This is a genomic window from Streptomyces arenae, assembly GCF_022343545.1.
Lineage (GTDB): Bacteria > Actinomycetota > Actinomycetes > Streptomycetales > Streptomycetaceae > Streptomyces > Streptomyces humi.
Genome location: NZ_JAKQYH010000057.1, coordinates 1 through 17932, shown reverse-complemented (window position 1 = coordinate 17932; position 17932 = coordinate 1). Strand labels below are relative to the sequence as shown.

The 17932-nt window shown below is 71.9% G+C and carries 15 protein-coding genes and 2 rRNA genes; 8 read left to right on the top strand and 9 right to left on the bottom strand.

The genetic code is table 11. The features are described 5' to 3' along the window. The first annotated feature begins 147 nt into the window (after positions 1–147). On the top strand, positions 148–723 hold the full coding sequence (locus MB828_RS25360; protein WP_133021560.1) for a GNAT family N-acetyltransferase: 576 nt from the start codon (positions 148–150) through the stop codon (positions 721–723). Between the two features lie 49 nt (positions 724–772). Next, on the top strand, positions 773–1960 hold the full coding sequence (locus tag MB828_RS25355; RefSeq protein WP_301650214.1) for a winged helix-turn-helix domain-containing protein: 1188 nt from the start codon (positions 773–775) through the stop codon (positions 1958–1960). Positions 1961–1984: 24 nt separating this feature from the next. Here MB828_RS25355 and MB828_RS25350 read toward each other — a convergent pair whose 3' ends face one another. From MB828_RS25350 to mtrA, 6 genes are all read right to left on the bottom strand, one after another. Continuing rightward, positions 1985–2734, bottom strand: a complete 750-nt coding sequence (locus MB828_RS25350) for a response regulator (protein ID WP_133021558.1) — start codon at positions 2732–2734, stop codon at positions 1985–1987. Positions 2735–2940: 206 nt separating this feature from the next. Further along, positions 2941–3633: a ribosome hibernation-promoting factor, HPF/YfiA family gene (gene hpf, locus MB828_RS25345; RefSeq protein ID WP_133021557.1), complete on the bottom strand. Its 693-nt coding sequence runs from the start codon at positions 3631–3633 to the stop codon at positions 2941–2943. Between the two features lie 315 nt (positions 3634–3948). Further along, complete coding sequence (locus tag MB828_RS25340) at positions 3949–4878, bottom strand: ComF family protein (RefSeq protein WP_301650213.1); 930 nt, start codon at positions 4876–4878, stop codon at positions 3949–3951. A gap of 276 nt (positions 4879–5154) precedes the next feature. Beyond that, the gene (locus tag MB828_RS25335; protein ID WP_133021555.1) at positions 5155–6993 is read right to left on the bottom strand and encodes an LpqB family beta-propeller domain-containing protein; all 1839 of its coding nucleotides are present in this window, start codon (positions 6991–6993) and stop codon (positions 5155–5157) included. Then, the gene (gene mtrB / locus MB828_RS25330) at positions 6983–9025 is read right to left on the bottom strand and encodes an MtrAB system histidine kinase MtrB (protein ID WP_301650212.1); all 2043 of its coding nucleotides are present in this window, start codon (positions 9023–9025) and stop codon (positions 6983–6985) included. The genes MB828_RS25335 and mtrB overlap by 11 nt, the downstream gene beginning before the upstream one ends. A 1-nt stretch (position 9026) precedes the next feature. Then, the gene (gene mtrA, locus MB828_RS25325) at positions 9027–9716 is read right to left on the bottom strand and encodes a two-component system response regulator MtrA (RefSeq protein WP_191870552.1); all 690 of its coding nucleotides are present in this window, start codon (positions 9714–9716) and stop codon (positions 9027–9029) included. A 157-nt stretch (positions 9717–9873) separates the two neighbouring features. On the opposite strand from mtrA, the gene MB828_RS25320 reads away from it, so the two are divergent. Continuing rightward, positions 9874–10461 (top strand): hypothetical protein, encoded by a 588-nt coding sequence (locus MB828_RS25320; protein WP_301650211.1) that lies wholly within the window; start codon positions 9874–9876, stop codon positions 10459–10461. Here MB828_RS25320 and mtnA read toward each other — a convergent pair. Beyond that, complete coding sequence (gene mtnA, locus MB828_RS25315; RefSeq protein ID WP_301650210.1) at positions 10458–11597, bottom strand: S-methyl-5-thioribose-1-phosphate isomerase; 1140 nt, start codon at positions 11595–11597, stop codon at positions 10458–10460. The two genes, MB828_RS25320 and mtnA, sit on opposite strands and share 4 nt — an antisense overlap. Before the next feature lie 140 nt (positions 11598–11737). Here mtnA and MB828_RS25310 point away from each other — a divergent pair, with 140 nt between their 5' ends. The 5 genes from MB828_RS25310 to MB828_RS25290 are packed head-to-tail and all read left to right on the top strand — an operon-like array spanning position 11738 to position 17417. Further along, positions 11738–13114 carry a DUF7544 domain-containing protein gene (locus MB828_RS25310; protein ID WP_301650209.1) on the top strand — a complete coding sequence of 459 codons (1377 nt, stop codon included), beginning with the start codon at positions 11738–11740 and terminating at the stop codon, positions 13112–13114. 4 nt (positions 13115–13118) lie between these two features. Beyond that, a complete protein-coding gene (locus MB828_RS25305) occupies positions 13119–13922 on the top strand; it encodes a DUF4129 domain-containing protein (protein WP_301650208.1) in 804 nt (267 codons plus the stop codon). Then, positions 13919–15118, top strand: coding sequence for a DUF4350 domain-containing protein (locus MB828_RS25300; protein ID WP_301650207.1), 1200 nt, complete (start codon positions 13919–13921; stop codon positions 15116–15118). Before MB828_RS25305 ends, MB828_RS25300 begins: the two co-directional genes overlap by 4 nt. Further along, on the top strand, positions 15118–16107 hold the full coding sequence (locus MB828_RS25295) for an AAA family ATPase (RefSeq protein WP_107483224.1): 990 nt from the start codon (positions 15118–15120) through the stop codon (positions 16105–16107). Before MB828_RS25300 ends, MB828_RS25295 begins: the two co-directional genes overlap by 1 nt. After that, positions 16107–17417 (top strand): DUF58 domain-containing protein, encoded by a 1311-nt coding sequence (locus MB828_RS25290; RefSeq protein ID WP_301650206.1) that lies wholly within the window; start codon positions 16107–16109, stop codon positions 17415–17417. The genes MB828_RS25295 and MB828_RS25290 overlap by 1 nt, the downstream gene beginning before the upstream one ends. A gap of 102 nt (positions 17418–17519) precedes the next feature. Here MB828_RS25290 and rrf read toward each other — a convergent pair. Continuing rightward, a 5S ribosomal RNA gene (gene rrf, locus MB828_RS25285) occupies positions 17520–17636 on the bottom strand. 89 nt (positions 17637–17725) lie between these two features. After that, a 23S ribosomal RNA gene (locus MB828_RS25280) occupies positions 17726–17932 on the bottom strand; the annotation flags it as partial.

Sequence of the window (17932 nt, the reverse complement as noted above, 5' to 3'; positions counted from 1 at the left end):
GTCGACGCTTTTCCGATTCATACGGGACAACGGCCCGGACGCGCGGATAGTGCCGCGCCGGGCAAGGAATTGCGCGAATTGTGATCACGCGCTCACCGAGCGCGAAAGGGATGGCGGGCCGGACGCCCGGCCGAGCAGAATCAGCCGATGGAACCCGTCACGCTCACCACCCCGCGTCTGCTGCTGCGCGCGGTCGGCCCGCAGGACACCGACGCGGTGTACGCGGCCGTCCAGGACCCCGACATCCAGCGCTGGACGACGATTCCCTCCCCCTACCTCCCGGAACACGCCCGCGGCTTCACCGAGCAGATGGTTCCCGACGGCTGGTCCGAGGGCTCGATGTTCACCTTCGGCGTCTTCCTCCCCACCAAGGGCCTGGCCGGGATGCTCGGCCTCACCATGCGCTCGCTGGGGACGGCCGAGGTGGGCTTCTGGGCCGCCCGCGAGCACCGCGGGCGCGGTCACATCACGGAGGCCACCCTGGCCGTCGCCCGGTGGGCCTTCACCGAGATGGCGATCGACCGGGTCGAATGGCGTGCCGAGGTCGGCAACCAGGCCTCCCGCGCGGTCGCCCGGCGCGCCGGTTTCGCCATGGAGGGCACGCTGCGCTCCGGCATCAACAACAAGGGCGTACGACGCGACTGCTGGGTGGGCTCCCTGCTCCCCTCGGACCTGGGCCTGCCGTCGGCCGCGCCCTACCTGCCGGCCCCCTCGCAGGACTGAAACCGCAGTTCGCGCCGCACTGTCAGTGGCAGCCTCTAGGGTCCGAGTCATGACGACCCTCCCGCGCCCCGCCGCCCTCTCGGCGGACGAAGCCCGCCGTATCGCACTGAAGGCACAGGGGTTCCTCGGCGCCCCCGACCGCCGCTCGGGCGTCCGGGGCGTGCTCCGCCACCTCGGCGCGGTCCAGCTGGACACGATCTCGGTCCTCGCCCGCTCCCACGAACTCATCCCGTACGCCCGCCTGGGCCGGGTCGGCCGCAGGGCGGTCGAGGCCGCCTACTGGCAGGACACGCACGCCTTCGAGTACTGGTCGCACGCGGCCTGCATCCTCCCCATCGAGGAGTGGCCGCACTTCGCCTTCCGCCGCCGCGCCTACCGCGACCGTCCGCACTGGAACCACGACCTCCCGACAGGCGTCTACGACCAGGTCATCAAGCAGCTGCGCGCCGAAGGCCCGCTGACCGCCACGGAGTTGGGCGGCGCGAAGAAGACCAGCGAATGGTGGGACTGGTCGGGCACCAAGGTCGCGGTGGAACGCGCGCTGATGTACGGCGAGGTGGTGTGCGTCGAGCGCCGCGGCTGGAAGCGGGTGTACGACCTGGCCGAGCGAGCCGTCCCGCCGGAGTTGCTGCACGACGATCTGGACGACACCGAGTGCCTGCGTCGTCTGGTGCGGCTGGCCGGGCAGTCACTGGGGGTCGGCACGCGCGCGGACATCGCCGACTACCACCGGCTCAAGGGCGAGCAGGTCGACGCGGTGATCGCCGACTCGGGGCTGGTACCGGTGGAGGTGGCGGGCTGGGGGAAGCCGGCCTGGGCGGACCCGGCGGCGCTGGCCGCACCGCTGCGTGGCCGGCACCGTACGACGCTGCTCTCGCCCTTCGACTCCCTGATCTGGGACCGGGCGCGCACCGAGCGGATCTTCGGCTTCACCCATCGCCTGGAGGCCTACGTGCCGAAGCCGAAGCGGGTGCACGGCTACTACGCGATGCCGGTGCTGGCGGGCGGGCGACTCGTGGGCCGGGTGGACCCGGCGCGCGAGGCGGGCGGGGTCCTGGTGGCCCGGCAGGTCACGCTGGATGGCCCGAAGGCGGTTCCGGCGGTCGCGGAGGCCCTGGTGGAGGCGGCGAGCTGGGTGGACTGCACCACGGTCCGTGTGGAGCGTGTGGACGCGCCCGAACTGCGCGAGCCCCTGCTGCGGGAAGTGACCCGTTCGCTGACGGCCGCACTGCGCTGAGCGGTTCCGGCCCGTGCCGGGCGGTCAGCGGATCTCGAGGATCTTCTCGCGCATCGCGTAGACCACCGCTTCCATCCTGGAGTGCAGCTGGAGCTTCTCCAGGATGTTGCGCACGTGGTTCTTCACGGTGTTCTCGGAGATGAACAACTCCTTCGCGATATCGCGGTTGTTCATCCCCGTGGCGACGAGTTTGAGCACTTCGAGTTCACGGTCGGTGAGCCGGGGCGCCGGCACCAGTCGGCGCTCGTCGGTGCGCTGGATCATCGACTTGAACTCGGTGAGGAGTTTCGACGCCATGGACGGGCTGATCTGCGACTGTCCGTCGGCCACCGCGCGAATGGCGGTGGCCACCTCGTCGGTGGAGATCTCCTTGAGGAGGTATCCGGTCGCGCCCGCCTTGATCGCCTCGTAGAGATCGGCCTCCTCGTCGCTGATCGTCAGCATGATGATCTTCGCGCTGGGGGCGACCTCCTTGATGGAGGTGCAGGCCTCGATACCGCCGCGCTTGGGCATCCTGACGTCCATCAGCACGATGTCGGGCAGCAGGTCGGCGGCCTTGTCGACGGCCTCGGCGCCGTCGCCGGCCTCTCCGACGACCTGGATGTCCTCCTCGGCGGCGAGCACGATCTCCAGGCCGCGGCGGAAGAGGGCGTGGTCGTCCACGACAAGGACTCTGATCGGTTCCTTGCGTGGAGTGCCGCCCGCGTCCGGGCCCATGCCGACAACGCCGTCGTCGGCGTCACCGTCCCGCATCGGTCCGAAGCTTTCCGCCATCGTTCCTCCCCCTGAAGGCTGTGGCCTGTGGTGCTGTGCCATCGCCAACCCAAGGCAGCGGCCCACCGGTTGGGCCGTTGCCGCCATGATTCCATGTCCGGCCGACAACGCGGTGACAGAGCGGGACGCGAAGTGGTCGCACACCGGTGCCCCCGGGGGCGCACACGCGCTTCCAGGGGCACAGGTTCAGCTGTCGGCCGGGCAGGTCAGCCGCCCAGCGTGCCTCCCGCCGCCGGGGGTTGCGCCTGGGTGACCATCGGGTCGGTGCTGAGGTGGATGACGCCGTAGTCGTACGCGTGCCGCCGGTAGACGACGCTCGGCTCCTTGGTCTCGGAGTCGACGAACAGGTAGAAGTCGTGTCCGACCAGTTCCATCTCGTAGAGGGCCTGGTCGAGGCTCATCGGAGAGGCGACGTGGGTCTTCTCGCGGACGACCAGGGGGCCTTCGCCCCGGACCTCCAGCGAGCCGATCTTCTTGGTGGGTACGCCGTCCGTGTCGTCCGCCGGCACGGGGGTGCCGTTCCCGTTGAGCGTGGCCGCGCCCGGGACATGGTCGGCCACCTCGGCCGCCGGGATCCGCTGTGCGCCACGACGCGAGAACCGCTTGTCGTGCTGCTTGCGCAGCCGCGCGTCCAGCTTCTCCGCCGCCAGGTCGAGTGCCGCGTACGGGTCACTGGCCGCTGCCTCCGCCCGGATCACCGGACCGCGGGAGCGGAGCGTGATCTCCACTCGGTCGCAACGGTCGGCCTGTCGGGGGTTGGGCTCCTTGGACACCTCGACGTCGAGGCTGATCACCTTGCCGTCGAGCTTCTGGATCTTCTCCAGCTTCAGCTTCTCGGCCACGTGCTTGCGGAACCGCTCGGGCACCTCGGTCTTGCGGCCCTTGACGACGATGTCCACGCAGAACTCCGTTCCCGGAGCGCTCCGCTTCGCCGCGGAGCATCTCCCTTTTTGCACCCGACTCCGGTGAACCCCGGAGCCTCGGACTCGGTGACTTCACCTCCTCCTCCCCCATGGGCAAGATCTCCACCCCGGCACCGCGATGATTACGGAAAACCCGCGGCACGGCATTCGGATACGGGAGGCATGGCCTGCGGCTTTCTCCCTCACAACCGAACATATCTCGCCCGGACGGATGTCGTCACCCTCTACTGATGCGTACCTCCATTCAGGTGAATTGACCCGGTCACTACCTGCAACGATGCTCGCTCGCAGTCAGTTCCGGTTCTTTTCGAAAGAATCCGGTACGGCCGCGATCACAGCCGCACGGACCGGTCCCGCGAGGGCGTTCCCCGCAGCGATTCCCGGTGCGTCCCGTGTCCACTTCGCTCGTTCTTCTCCTGATCCGGCCGTCCGTTCCTCCCTTACTTCCCAGGTCGCGCGCCGATACACAGCCGTTGCCGTCTCTCCTTTCCCATCGGTCGCCGCCGCCTCCCGTACCGCTCGTGCCGCCTCGCTGAGAGTGGCGCCCGTGGTGACCAGGTCGTCGACGAGGACGATCCGGCCCCCGGCGAGCAGCCCGGCACCGCCCCGCGTCACCTCCAGCGCGCCGGCGACGTTGGCCATCCGCTGCCGGGAGTCGAGCCCCGACTGGTCGGCCATCGCCCGCCGCTGCCGCAGCACCGGGACGACCCGGGCCGGGGCCCCGGTCCGCCGCAGCTCGGCGGCCGCCGCGAGGGCGATCCGCCGCACCGGATCGTGCCCCCGTGCCCGCACGGCCCAGGGCGCGGAGGGCACCGGCACAAGCAGCACGGGCCGCGTGGGAGGGGCGACGCCAGTTCCGTCACCTGTCGGGGTACCCGCACCGAGCGACAAATCCCCCCGAGAGGTGAGGATCCGCACGGTCCGGGGCTCCCGCAACCCCGCCCGCACGGCTCCCGCCAGCGCCGCGCCCAAGGTCCCGGCGAGCGCCAGCGCACCCCGTTCCTTGTGGGCGAGGATCGCCGCCCGCACCGCGTCGGCGTAGGTCGCCGCCGCGTACACCGCCGGCAGCCCCGGCGGCTCCGGCACCGGTCGCACCCGGCGCGGTGCGGCCCCGCTCAGGGCGGCACGGCACTCGTCGCAGAGCACCGTGCGAGGCGTCCCACAGCCTCCGCACTTGGCCGGGAGCACCAGGTCGGTGAGGTCCTGCCACCACCCCCGCATGTGCCCACTGTGCCCACGCCGGACCGGACCGGCCACCCCTGTGGACAACCACCTGTGGACAACTCCACCCGCCCCGCACGGCAGATCACCCACACGGCCGTAGGAAAACCGACGCGACACCAGAGGACCGCCGCCCCCGCCCACGATCGCGGAACCCACGCACAACGAAGCGCCGCGCTCGCGCACGACGAAGCGCCGCACCCCGGAACAACGAAGCGGCCGTCCCCACCCGGCCGTGTGCCGGGCCGGGACGGCCGCTCACCCGCTGTGGCGGGTTCAGCCCGGATAGACCGGGACCGACCCGTCCTTGACCACCTTCTGCCACTGGTCCCCGGACGGCAGCCGGACGATCCCGTCGTCCTGCGAGTCGGCCACCAGCGGCACCCGGTCGTCCTCCGACGCGGCGATCGCCAGGACACCCGTGAGAGCCGCCGGCGCCGGCCCGTCCGGCGTGGAGCCGTCGACCTGAACGTAGCGCGTCTGCTGCACACCGCCCTGCTCGCGCCCGACCACCACGAGCCGGCTGTCCCCGGCCCAGGACATCGCGGTGACCTCCTCGGCTCCGGGGGTCGCGGAGCGCAGTTCGAGGACCGAGACCTCCTGCTGGTCGTCGGACTTGGTGCGCTCGATCCGCCCGACGAGCAGCGACTGCTTGCCGTCCTTCTCCACGACGAGCGCGATCCGCGCCCCGTCGGCGGCGACCCGCACGTCCTGGATCCGGCCGTTCAGTTCCGGTACCTGCACCGCCAGCGGCTGGGCGACGCCCTGCGCCAGCATGTACAGCTGCGGCTTGCCGGGATCGCGGTCGGCCACCCACAGATCGCCGCGGGCGTCCCAGCTGGGCGCCGTCAGCCGGTCGGCGGCACTCGCACCGTGGCTGGTCAGCACGGCGTCACCGAGCGAACCGTCCGACGTGAGCGAGGAGACGTACAACGACCTGCCGTCGCTGGTGACCCCGGCCGCGGTGCGCTCGTCACGGGAGACCGCCACCGACCGCAGTGGCCTGGTGCCCGCGCCGAACGGTCCCGGTACCGCGACCGCGCTCGTGCCGGTGCCACCGGTCGCCATCCGCACCAGCCGGTGCTTGCTGTCCAGAAGGTACAGGTACTCGGGCCGCTGGTCGGAGGCGCGCCAAGCCGTGTTCCCGGCCTGCTCCTCGTCGACGTCGCACATGTGGGCACCGCTGACGGACCGCAGGGCGACCGAGTCCACCGTGGGCGTCAGGTTCCGCAGGGTGAACAGCAACTGGGTCGCCATCTCGGTGCACTTGGCCGCACCGATCCGGGACGCCTTGACGTTCAACGGCACCGTGAGCTGGTTCTGGTCGTCGGGCGTCAGCCCGGACACGCCCTTCTTCAGCGCCGTACCGGTCGGGAAACTCGACCGGACCACCGGTTCGAGCCAGGTCGTGGGACCGTTGAGCAGCGAACGCACCAGCTGGGTCGTCGGATCCACCCGGCTGCGCAGGAACACGGGGTCGGCGACCGCCACCGGCTGCCCGGTCTCCCCCGTCGACGTGTCCGAGGCGAAGTAGTACTTGTCGACGGACGTGTAGTTGCGCTGGAAGTCGGACTTGCCCATCACGACACCCTGCGGCAGCGAGTCGATCCGCCACTGCCGGCTCTTGCCGTCCTTCGTCAGGTGCACCGTCTTGCGGTACGCCCCGTCGGAGGGCGCGTACGCCTGCTCCGCGTCGACAGTGGCCACCCGGCTGCCCTGGAGCAGGTAGGTGATGCTGTCCGTGTCGTCCTGGTCGGTCGGGCGCCCGGTGGTCTGGATGCTCGGCCCGTTCGCGAGCACCGTCGCCCGCGACTCCGGCCGCCAGGTCTTCGCCGCGGCCGTCGTCAGGTACTTGCGCGCCGTGTCGAAGTGCGGGTCGTCACTGGTCAGGGCCTCCAGGAAGCCCTGCACGATCTCGGTGGCCGAGGCGTCCTGCTGCGGCGGCATGGCGAACACCCGTACCTGGGTGTCCTGCCGTGGCGTCGACTCGACGTCCCGCAGGTCGCCGTTGTCCGGCATGGAGGCACAGCCCGCCAGCAGCACGACCCCACAGACGGCGTACGCCGCCGCGCGCACCGGTCTACGTCGGGCGCCCCCCTCGCGGTCAGCGCCCACGAAATGCCTCCCCTGACTTGTTCGAGTCGTCCGCCTCGCCGGCCTGGCCGGCCTCGGGCGTGCCCTCCTGACGCCGAGCGCCCTGGGCCGGCCGGGGCACCACGCGCGCGCCGTTGCCGGGCAGCGCGGTCGGGTCGGCGGTCGGAGCCGCGGTGGCCGCCCGCTGCGTCATCGAAGCGAGCGGGGACTGCTGGCCACCGCCGGACTGCACCGGCACGGTCGCCCGCTTGCCCTCGCCACCGCCTGAACCCGCCTCGGCGAGTCCCCGGTTGCGCCGGGAGTCCTTGGGCTCCAGGGGTATCGGCGAGCCCCGCAGCGGCTCGTCCGCGGTCCTCGGCAGGGTCAGCCGGAACTGCGAACCGCCGCCCGGCTCCCCCCACGCCTGCAACCAGCCGCCGTGCAGCCGCGCGTCCTCCAGGGCGATCGACAGCCCCAGCCCCGTACCACCGGTGGTACGCGCGCGTGCCGGGTCCGCCCGCCAGAAGCGGCTGAAGACCCGGGTCGCCTCACCCGGCTTGAGTCCGACGCCGTAGTCGCGCACCGCGACCGCGACGGCGCCTCCGGCCGCGGCCAGCTTGACGACGACGTCCCGGCCCTCGCCGTGCTCCACGGCGTTGACGACGAGATTGCGCAGCACCCGCTCGACCCGGCGCGCGTCCGCCTCGGCCACCACCGGCTGCAGGTCGCCGACCACGCGTATGTGCGTGCCCTTGCGCTCCGCGAGCGGCTCGGCTCCGCTGACCACCCGCCGGACGACCTCCCTGAGGTCTATCGGCTCGGCCTCCAACGCCGCCGCGCCCGCGTCGAAGCGGCTGATCTCCAGCAGGTCGGCCAGGAGCGACTCGAACCGGTCCAGCTGGTCGGCGAGGAGTTCCGCCGACCGCGCGGTGATCGGGTCGAAGTCCTCGCGCGCCTCGTGGATGACGTCGGCCGCCATCCGCACGGTCGTCAGCGGGGTGCGCAGCTCGTGCGAGACGTCCGACACGAACCGGCGCTGCATCCGCGACAGGTCCTCCAGCTGCTGGATCTTCAGCTGGAGGTTCTGCGCCATCTTGTTGAAGGCCTCGCCGAGCCGCGCGATGTCGTCCTCGCCGGTGACCTTCATCCGCTCCTGGAGCCGCCCGGCCGACAGCCGCTCGGCGATCCCGGCCGCCATCCGCACGGGTGTGACGACCTGCCGCACCACCAGCCAGGCGATGGCCCCGAGCAGGACGACGACGAACAGCCCCGCGGTCGCGAGCGTGCCCTTGACCAGGCTGAGCGACTTCTCCTCCTGGGTGAGCGGGAAGAGGTAGTACAACTCGTACGGATTGTTGCCCGGGTCGTTGACCTGCTTGCCGATGACCAGAGCGGGCTGCGACTCCTTGTCGCTGTCCGTGTACATGATCCGGGTGTAGCTCTGCGCGGCCGTCGTGCTGTCGTTGATCCGCGCGCGCAGGTCGTCGGGCACGCTGGCCGTCGGGTCGACGAACCCGGAGGCACGGGTGCGCCCGCCACCGCCGTTGTTGTCACCCGCGGGCAGCGTCACCACGTCGAAGGCGCCCTGACCACCACTGGACAGGGACTCCACGAGGTCGCTCATCCACGAGGTGAGGTTCTGCGACTGCCGTCCGTCCGACGTGTCAGCGGTGTCGGTGGCACCGGCCGCGGCCTCGTCGGCCTTCTGTTTGGCCACCGAGAAACCGCCGGTGGCCTGGCTCTGCGAGGCCTTCACCTTGGCGTCCAGCAGGCCGTTGCGCACCTGGCCGATGACGACGAAGCCGAGCAGCAGCACGACGCCCAGCGACATCAGCAGGGTCGTGACGACGACCTTGAGCTGGATGTTGCGGCGCCACAGCCGCATGACCGGCAGCAGCGGCCTGCGCACCCAGCGCAGGAAGAGCCGCAGTACCGGGCTGCCCTGCACCCCGCCCTCGAGCAGGCCGCCCTCGAAGAGCAGCCGCAGGCGCGAGCCGGGCCTCTTTCCGCCGACAGGCCGCTCCGGACGGTCCCCGGACCGGCCGGGGGCCGTAGCGGCACTGTCCCCGGACATGTCAGCTGGGTCCGGCCTTGTATCCGACACCACGGACGGTCACCACGATCTCCGGCCGCTCCGGGTCCTTCTCGACCTTGGAGCGCAGCCGCTGGACGTGAACGTTGACGAGACGGGTGTCCGCCGCGTGCCGGTAGCCCCAGACCTGCTCCAGGAGCACCTCGCGTGTGAACACCTGCCACGGCTTGCGGGCGAGCGCGACCAGCAGGTCGAACTCCAGCGGGGTCAGCGCGATCGACTGGCCGTCCCGCTTCACCGAATGCCCCGCCACGTCGATGACCAGGTCACCTATGGTGAGCTGCTCCGGCGCCGGCTCCTCCGACCTCCGCAGCCGGGCCCGGATCCGGGCCACCAGCTCCTTCGGCTTGAACGGCTTCACGATGTAGTCGTCCGCGCCCGACTCCAGGCCCACGACCACGTCGACGGTGTCGCTCTTCGCCGTGAGCATCACGATCGGCACCCCGGACTCCGCCCTGATCAGGCGGCACACCTCGATGCCGTCCCGGCCGGGCAGCATCAGGTCCAGCAGCACCAGGTCGGGCTTGGTCTCACGGAAAGCGGCCAGCGCCTTGTCGCCGTCAGCTACGAAAGACGGCTCAAAACCTTCACCACGCAGCACGATGCCGAGCATCTCGGCCAGTGCGGTGTCGTCGTCGACGACAAGGACTCGTCCCTTCATAAACGACATCATCCCATTCTCATAACGGTGAAGGTTGCGCAGGTGACCAGGGTCACCGGCCAGTGACCATAGTCGCAGGAGACGGTCACTGTCTGCCCCGTGCCTACGCTGCGTCGCGAAGGACCGGGACGGGGCGGTGCCGGCCGCGTTGCGCGAGGGGCGGGGAACGATGGGGCAATCGCAGGTGGCGGCCGGACCACCGGAGCGCGTCCGGTACCGGTTGACGCGCCCTCAACGTCTGCTGTCCACGTTTCCGATGGTCATCGCCGCCTGCTTCCAGATCCTGCTCTGGCTGGACGGTGGGCCGTTCCAGCCCCTCTCGTTCACACTGCTCCTGTGGGGTGTCCTGGTGCTCCTGATGCTCACCACCACCCGGACCCTCGGCGTCACGCTCACACCGTCGGCGGCCGTCGCGCACAACTTCCGCCGCAGGACGATCCCCTGGTCGAACGTCCAGGCCGTCCAGGTCGAGACCCTCCTCGGCAGCCGGACCGTCGTGATCCACGAGGCGGGCGGCCGCACCACCCGCCTGCGGGCACCGGTCACCGGGTTCCTGAACTGGGACCGCCGCTTCGAGGAGAAGTTCCACACCATCGGCAGATGGTGGCTGGACCACCGCGGCCCGGACTGGACCCCCGTCCCGCCACCGGCGGCCTGGTGGCGCGGCCCGCTGACCCCGGACGGGAACCCCTACGCCCCGCCCGGCCAGCCAGGACGGCGCCCCCGCCCGACTATCCAGGACGGCGGCCCCGGCTAGCTCGCCACCTGACGCGACCCGACACCCAGCCCGGCAAGGGCCTCGGCCGTCACGGGCGAGACGACGCCCTCCTCGGTGACGATCGCCGTCACCAGCTCCGGCGGCGTCACGTCGAACGCCGGGTTGTACGCCTGGGTCCCCAAGGGAGCCACCGGAAGGCCGCCACCCGCTCCCGTCACCGGCGCCTGCGGCGCTGTGATCTCGGTCACCTCGTACCCGGGGCGCTGTTCGACCTCGATGGCCGCCCCGTCCGGTGTCTCCGGATCAATCGTCGTCGTCGGCGCCACCACGATGAACGGCACATGGTGGTACCGCGCGAGCACCGCGAGCGGATAGCTCCCCACCTTGTTCGCCACCGAGCCGTCGGCCGCGATCCGGTCCGCCCCGACCAGCACCGCGTCCACCTCCCCCGCCGCGAACAGCGAACCGGCCGCGTTGTCGGTGAGCAAGGTGTACGCCATACCGCTGCGCGCGGCCTCGTACGCCGTCAGCCGAGCGCCCTGGAGCAACGGACGCGTCTCGTCCACCCACAGCCGCCGCAGCCGACCCGAGCGATGCGCCCGAAGGGCCACCGCGAACGCCGTGCCCTCCCCTCCCGAAACCAGCGCACCGGTGTTGCAGTGGGTCAGGATCCGGTGTCCGCCACCCGGCAGCAGCTCGTCGAGCAGCGCCAGCCCGTGCCCGGCCATCCGGGCGCTGGCCTCGGCATCCTCCCGGTGCAGCGCCCGCGCCGCGGCCAGCGCCGCGGTCGCCGCCGCCCCGATGTCGCCGCCTCCGGCCATCGCGGACCGGTACGCCGACGCGGCCCTGCGCACCCCCACCGACAGATTCACGGCGGTCGGCCGGGCACCCTCCAGCGCCGCCGCGGCCTCGTCCACGTCGAAGCCCCGCGCGGCGGCGAGCGCGACGCCGTACGCCCCCGCGATGCCGAGCAGCGGAGCCCCGCGCACCGAGAGCGACCGGATCGCCTCCACCAGCGCCGGTGCGTCCGTGCACACCAGCTCGACCTCCTCCGCGGGCAGTCTGGTCTGGTCGAGAAGGACCACCACAGGCCCCTCGGGCGGCTCCTCCCATTGGATCGCGGGTATTCCCGCCGGCCGCTTGTCCTCGCCGCTTTGCGCGTACTGATCAGCCATGCGGTCAGTCTTCCCCGTATCCGGCGGACAATTGGAGGTGCGCAGCCTGCACCGCGGCAGGTCACTGGGCGACCGCCCCATGGCACGATGGCAGCCAACCTGCCACCGCGACCGCGGACGGGCACCGTGAAGGAGCTTCGATGAACGACACTCCGGGCTGGGCCTCGCCCGGATCCGCCCCGTCCGACGGGCGGGAACCCGGCGCGTCCGCCCCTGCCGAACAGCCCGCCGACCAGCCGGTCACGGACCCGCAGGGCCCCGGCTCGAAGTGGTCCAAGGAACAGCCGCCACCCGGCCAGTGGTCCGCGCCCACCGGAGCCCCGGCACCAGGCCAGGCACCGCCGCCCCCACCCCCGGGCCCCGGCTGGGGCGGCGGCCCCTCCGGTGGCGGCTACGGAGGCCCCTCCGGACCTGGCGGCCCCGGAGGTCACGGCGGCCCCGGGGGATACGGCGGCCCCGGCGGATACGGTCCGCCCGGCGGCTACGGAGCCTGGGGCGGCGGCTGGGGCGGTCCTCCGCCCGCCGCCAAGCCCGGCGTGATCCCGCTCCGCCCGCTCGGGGTCGGCGAGATCCTCGACGGCGCCGTCTCCACCATGCGCACCTACTGGCGGACGGTCCTCGGCATCTCGCTGACGGTCGCCGTCGTCACCGAGGTCGCGGTGATCCTCCTGCAGGGCCTCGTCCTGAACGACACGGAGACCACTGACGCCCTCAACGACCCGAACGCCTCGCTCAGCGAGGTGGGCCACGCCGCGGGCGGCATCTTCGTCAGCTCCGGCGCCGTTCTGCTGATCACCCTGGTCGGCACCATCATCGCGACCGCCCTGCTCACGACCGTCACCAGCCGCGCCGTGCTCGGCAGGTCCGTGACCATCGGCGAGGCCTGGCGCGACGCCCGCCCGCAGGTCCTCAGACTGTTCGGGCTCCTCGTCCTGATGGGACTCATCGCGGTCGGCGTCCTGCTCGTCGGCGCACTGCCCGGCATCGTCGTCGCCATCGCGGGCGGCCCCGACGGAGCCATCGCCGGCCTGCTCGGACTCGGCATCCTCGCCGGTGTCGTCGTCGCCGTGTGGCTGATGATCCGCTTCTCGCTGGCCTCGCCCGCCCTCATGCTGGAGAAGCAGGGCATCACCAAGTCGCTCGGCCGCTCCGCCAAGCTCGTCCGCGGCTCCTGGTGGCGGGTCTTCGGCATCCAGTTCCTGGCCGGCATCATCGCCAACATCGTCTCGTCGCTCACCGTCATCCCCTTCACCCTGCTGGCGGCCGTCCTCGGCGGCGGCGGGTTCTCCGGCTTCCTCGAGACCGGCAGCGACAACCCCGGCTGGACGTTCCTCGTCATCAGCGGCATCGGCTCGGTGATCGGCTCCATGCTCACCTTCCCGATCAACGCCGGTGTCACCGTGCTCCTCTACATCGACCAGCGCATCCGCCGCGAGGCCCTCGACCTCGAACTGGCCCGCGCCGCCGGCGTCGAGAACCACGGCACCGCCACCCCCGGCGCCGTCCCGGGGAGCTGATGCGGTGAGCCGGACGGGGGGAGTCCTCACAGCAGTGCCCGCGGCCCTGCCACGCGCCGCCGACGAGGCCGTGAGAGGCCTGCTGCGGGCCCGCCAAGCGGCCTTGCCGGCCGGCTCCGGCGACGAGCCGCCCGTGACCATCCCGCGCGACCCCGCGCGAGAGGCGGCACGGCACGAGCTGTCCAAGCGGATGTACCACGAGAACGACCCCGGGCTGGTGCAGCGCGCCCTGAACGCGGTCTTCGACTGGATCGACCGCCTGCTCTCCGCCGCCGCGTCCGCGACACCGGGAGGCACGCTGGGCCTGGTCGTCGTGGTGGTGGCCGTCGTCGCCGTCCTGGGCGCCCTGTGGTGGCGCCTGGGCACCCCACGCCACCAGCCCGCCTCCACCGCGGCCCTGTTCGACAACCGTCCGCGCAGCGCCGCCGAACACCGCGCGGCAGCCGAGGCCCACGCCGCCCAGGGCCACTGGAACCAGGCCCTCCAGGAACGCATGCGCGCCGTCGTACGCGCCCTGGAGGAACGCGCCCTGCTCGACGTCCGCCCGGGCCGCACCGCCGACGAGGCCGCCGCCGAAGCGGGCCGCGCCCTGCCCGCCCACACGGACCGGCTGCGCACCGCCGCCCGCGAGTTCGACGACGTGACGTACGGCGGCCGCCGGGCGACCCAGGCGTCGTACGACCGCATCGCCGAACTCGACCGCGACCTGGACCGCACCAGGCCGGTACTCACCGACAGCACCCACCACACGGCCCACAGCACGGCCCCCAGCACGACCCACGACGCCCGCCGGGGAGCCGCGGAATGACCACCGGTGTGGCGCCTGCCCCGACCACCTCCACCGCGCCCGGCGGCCGCCAGGTGTGGACCCGCACCCGAGGCGTCGTCCTCGCCGTGGTGCTCCTCCTCGCCGGTGCCGTCGCCATCGCCGTCATCCGCTCCGACACCAGGCACGGCTACCTCGACCCGCGCTCCGCGGACCCCGCCGGCAGCCGCGCCGTCGCCGAACTCCTCGCCGACCGCGGTGTGTCCACCCGGGTGGTGACCACCCTCACCGAAGCCCGCGCCGCGGCCGGCCGCGACACCACCCTGCTCGTCGCCGCCCCCGACCTGCTCACCCCACACCAGCAGACCCGGCTGCGGGCGGCGACCGCCGGGGCGGGCGGCCGTACCGTCCTGGTCGCCGCGGGCAGTGTGTCCGTCGAACGGCTCGCTCCCGGCGTCACCGCCGACCCCGCCACCAGCTCCAGTTCCACGCTCGACCCGCACTGCGGCCTGCCCGAGGCCCGCCGCGCGGGCAGCGCCGACACCGGCGGCATCCGCTACACCACCACCCACCTCGACGCCGACTCCTGCTACCCCAGCCAGCGCCTGGCCACGCTGGTCCGCGTCCCCGCCGCCTCCGGAGGCGGCGACACCGTCGTCGTCGGCGGGCCCGACATCCTGCTCAACGACCGCCTCGACGAGCAGGGCAACGCCTCGCTCGCCCTCCAACTCCTCGGCTCCCGCCCGCATCTGGTCTGGTACCTCCCCTCGCTCTCCGACTCCTCGGCCACCGGCGCCGACGACCAGAAGAGCCTGTTCGACCTGCTCCCCTCCGGCTGGCTCTGGGGCACACTCCAGCTCTTCATCGCCTCGGTCATCACCGCCTTCTGGCGGGCACGCCGGCTCGGCCCCCTCGTGCCCGAGAACCTCCCCGTGACGATCCGCGCCTCCGAGACCGTCGAAGGCCGCGCCCGCCTCTACCGCAAGGCCGACGCCCGCGACCGCGCGGCCGCCGCTCTTCGCTCCACCGCCCGCAACCGCCTCGCCCCCCTCGTAGGCGTCCCCGTCTCCCAGGCCCACTCGCCCGAGACCCTGCTCCCCGCCCTCTCCGCCCACCTGCACGGCGACGGACAGGCCCTGCACGCACTGCTCTTCGGACCGCCGCCCGGCGACGACACGGCCCTCATCGCCCTCACCGACCAGCTCGACGCCCTCGAAAGAGAGGTACGCCGTCCATGATGGACCCGACCACTGACAACGCCGGGAGCACCGGGAACCCGGCCGACGCCAGGGCCTCCCTGGAGGCCCTGCGCGCCGAGATCGCCAAAGCCGTGGTCGGCCAGGACCCCGCCGTCACCGGCCTCGTCGTCGCTCTCCTCTGCCGCGGACACGTACTGCTCGAAGGCGTCCCCGGAGTCGCGAAGACGCTGCTCGTCCGCGCCCTCGCCGCCACCCTCGAACTGGACACCAAACGCGTCCAGTTCACCCCCGACCTGATGCCGAGCGACGTCACGGGCTCCCTCGTCTACGACACCCGCACCGCCGAGTTCTCCTTCCAGCCCGGCCCGGTCTTCACCAACCTCCTGCTCGCGGACGAGATCAACCGCACCCCGCCCAAGACCCAGTCGTCCCTCCTCGAAGCCATGGAGGAACGCCAGGTCACGGTCGACGGCACACCCCGGCCGCTCCCCGACCCCTTCCTGGTCGCCGCCACCCAGAACCCCGTCGAGTACGAGGGCACCTACCCCCTCCCGGAAGCCCAACTCGACCGCTTCCTCCTCAAACTGACGATCCCGCTCCCCTCCCGCCAGGACGAGATCGACGTCCTCACCCGCCACGCCGAGGGCTTCAACCCACGCGACCTGCGCGCCGCCGGCGTACGCCCCGTGGCCGGCCCCGCGGACCTCGAGGCCGCGCGCGCCGCGGTCGCCAAGACGGCCGTCTCCCCCGAGATCACCGCCTACGTGGTGGACATCTGCCGCGCCACCCGTGAGTCGCCGTCCCTCACCCTGGGCGTCTCCCCGCGCGGCGCCACCGCCCTCCTGGCCACCGCACGCGCCTGGGCCTGGCTCACCGGCCGCGACTACGTCATCCCCGACGACGTCAAGGCCCTCGCGTTGCCCACGCTCCGCCACCGGGTCCAGCTCCGCCCCGAAGCGGAGATGGAGGGCGTGACCGCCGACTCCGTCATCAACGCGATCCTCGCCCACGTCCCGGTCCCCCGCTGATGCCCCTCACCGGACGGGCCGCCCTCCTCGCGGCCATCGGATCGATCCCCGTCGGCCTGTGGGGACCGAGCTGGACCGGCGTCCTCGCGGTCGACGGCACGCTGGCCCTCGCCTGCGCCTGCGACTTCGCCCTGGCGGCTCCGGTACGACGGCTCGTGCTCAGCCGCTCCGGTGACACCTCCACCCGCCTGGGCGAGACCGCGGACGTCACACTGACGGTGACCAACCCTTCGGGGCGCCCGCTCCGGGCCCGCCTGCGGGACGGCTGGCCGCCCAGCAGCTGGCAGCCCGGTACGGAGGTCGAGGCCTCGCGCCACCGCCTGACCGTCCCCCCGGGCGAACGCCGACACGTCACCACCCGCCTGAGTCCCACTCGCCGCGGTGACCGCCGGGCGGACCGCGTCACGATCCGCTCCTACGGCCCGCTCGGCCTGTTCTCCCGCCAGGGCGGACACAGAGTGCCCTGGTCCGTACGGGTTCTGCCCCCGTTCACCAGCCGCAAGCACCTCCCGTCGAAACTCGCACGATTGCGTGAACTCGACGGCCGCACCAGCGTCCTGACCCGAGGCGAGGGCACGGAGTTCGACAGTCTGCGCGAGTACGTGCCCGGTGACGACACCCGGTCCATCGACTGGCGGGCCACGGCACGGCAGTCGGCGGTGGCCGTACGCACCTGGCGCCCCGAACGCGACCGGCACATCCTGCTGGTCCTCGACACCGGACGCACGTCCGCCGGCCGGGTCGGCGACGCCCCGCGCCTGGACGCCTCCATGGACGCGGCACTCCTCCTGGCCGCTCTCGCCTCACGTGCGGGTGACCGGGTGGACCTGCTCGCCTACGGCCGTCGCGTTCGCGCTCTCGTCCAGGGCCGCGCGGCAGGCGATGTGCTTCCCTCTCTGGTCAACGCGATGGCGACACTCGAACCGGAGCTCGTCGAGATGGATGCCCGGGGTCTCGCCGCCACGGCGCTCCGTACGGCGCCCCGACGCTCGCTCGTCGTGCTGCTCACCACGCTCGACACCGCCCCGGTCGAAGAAGGCCTGCTTCCGGTGCTCTCCCAGCTGACGCAACGCCACACGGTTCTGCTCGCTTCCGTGGCCGACCCGCACATCGCCCGCATGGCGACGGCCCGCGGGGACGCCGACGCGGTGTACGAGGCAGCGGCGGCCGCACAGGCCCAGGACGAACGGCACCGGACCGCGGAACAGCTCCGCCGGCGCGGGGTGACCGTCGTGGACGCGACGCCCGATGACCTCGCTCCCGCGTTGGCGGACGCGTACCTGGCTCTGAAGGCGGCGGGCCGGCTCTGATTTCCCCGTCGGCAGGCCCGCTCATCGGGCCTGCCGACAGTTACACAGGCCCATGAACGCGAAAAGGCCCACGCCATACGGCGTGGGCCTTTCCCAATATTTGTTCGGCGGCGTCCTACTCTCCCACAGGGTCCCCCCTGCAGTACCATCGGCGCTGTGAGGCTTAGCTTCCGGGTTCGGAATGTAACCGGGCGTTTCCCTCACGCTATGACCACCGAAACACTATGAAACTGTTCAGCCGCACCATGTCGTGACCTGGCATGGGGCCGTTCGTGGTTTCAGAACCAACACAGTGGACGCGAGCAACTGAGGACAAGCCCTCGGCCTATTAGTACCGGTCACCTCCACCAGTTACCTGGCTTCCAGATCCGGCCTATCAACCCAGTCGTCTACTGGGAGCCTTACCCTCTTATAGAGGTGGGAGTCCTCATCTCGAAGCAGGCTTCCCGCTTAGATGCTTTCAGCGGTTATCCCTCCCGAACGTAGCCAACCAGCCATGCCCTTGGCAGAACAAC

Bases quoted from the DNA above. Each gene is read 5' to 3' on its own strand.
- MB828_RS25360 (WP_133021560.1), top strand. From the start codon at position 148: ATGGAACCCGTCACGCTCACCACCCCGCGTCTGCTGCTGCGCGCGGTC.
- MB828_RS25355 (WP_301650214.1), top strand. From the start codon at position 773: ATGACGACCCTCCCGCGCCCCGCCGCCCTCTCGGCGGACGAAGCCCGC.
- MB828_RS25350 (WP_133021558.1), bottom strand. From the start codon at position 2,734: ATGGCGGAAAGCTTCGGACCGATGCGGGACGGTGACGCCGACGACGGC.
- MB828_RS25340 (WP_301650213.1), bottom strand. From the start codon at position 4,878: ATGCGGGGGTGGTGGCAGGACCTCACCGACCTGGTGCTCCCGGCCAAG.
- mtrB (WP_301650212.1), bottom strand. From the start codon at position 9,025: ATGTCCGGGGACAGTGCCGCTACGGCCCCCGGCCGGTCCGGGGACCGT.
- mtrA (WP_191870552.1), bottom strand. From the start codon at position 9,716: ATGATGTCGTTTATGAAGGGACGAGTCCTTGTCGTCGACGACGACACC.
- MB828_RS25320 (WP_301650211.1), top strand. From the start codon at position 9,874: ATGGGGCAATCGCAGGTGGCGGCCGGACCACCGGAGCGCGTCCGGTAC.
- mtnA (WP_301650210.1), bottom strand. From the start codon at position 11,597: ATGGCTGATCAGTACGCGCAAAGCGGCGAGGACAAGCGGCCGGCGGGA.
- MB828_RS25310 (WP_301650209.1), top strand. From the start codon at position 11,738: ATGAACGACACTCCGGGCTGGGCCTCGCCCGGATCCGCCCCGTCCGAC.
- MB828_RS25300 (WP_301650207.1), top strand. From the start codon at position 13,919: ATGACCACCGGTGTGGCGCCTGCCCCGACCACCTCCACCGCGCCCGGC.
- MB828_RS25295 (WP_107483224.1), top strand. From the start codon at position 15,118: ATGGACCCGACCACTGACAACGCCGGGAGCACCGGGAACCCGGCCGAC.
- MB828_RS25290 (WP_301650206.1), top strand. From the start codon at position 16,107: ATGCCCCTCACCGGACGGGCCGCCCTCCTCGCGGCCATCGGATCGATC.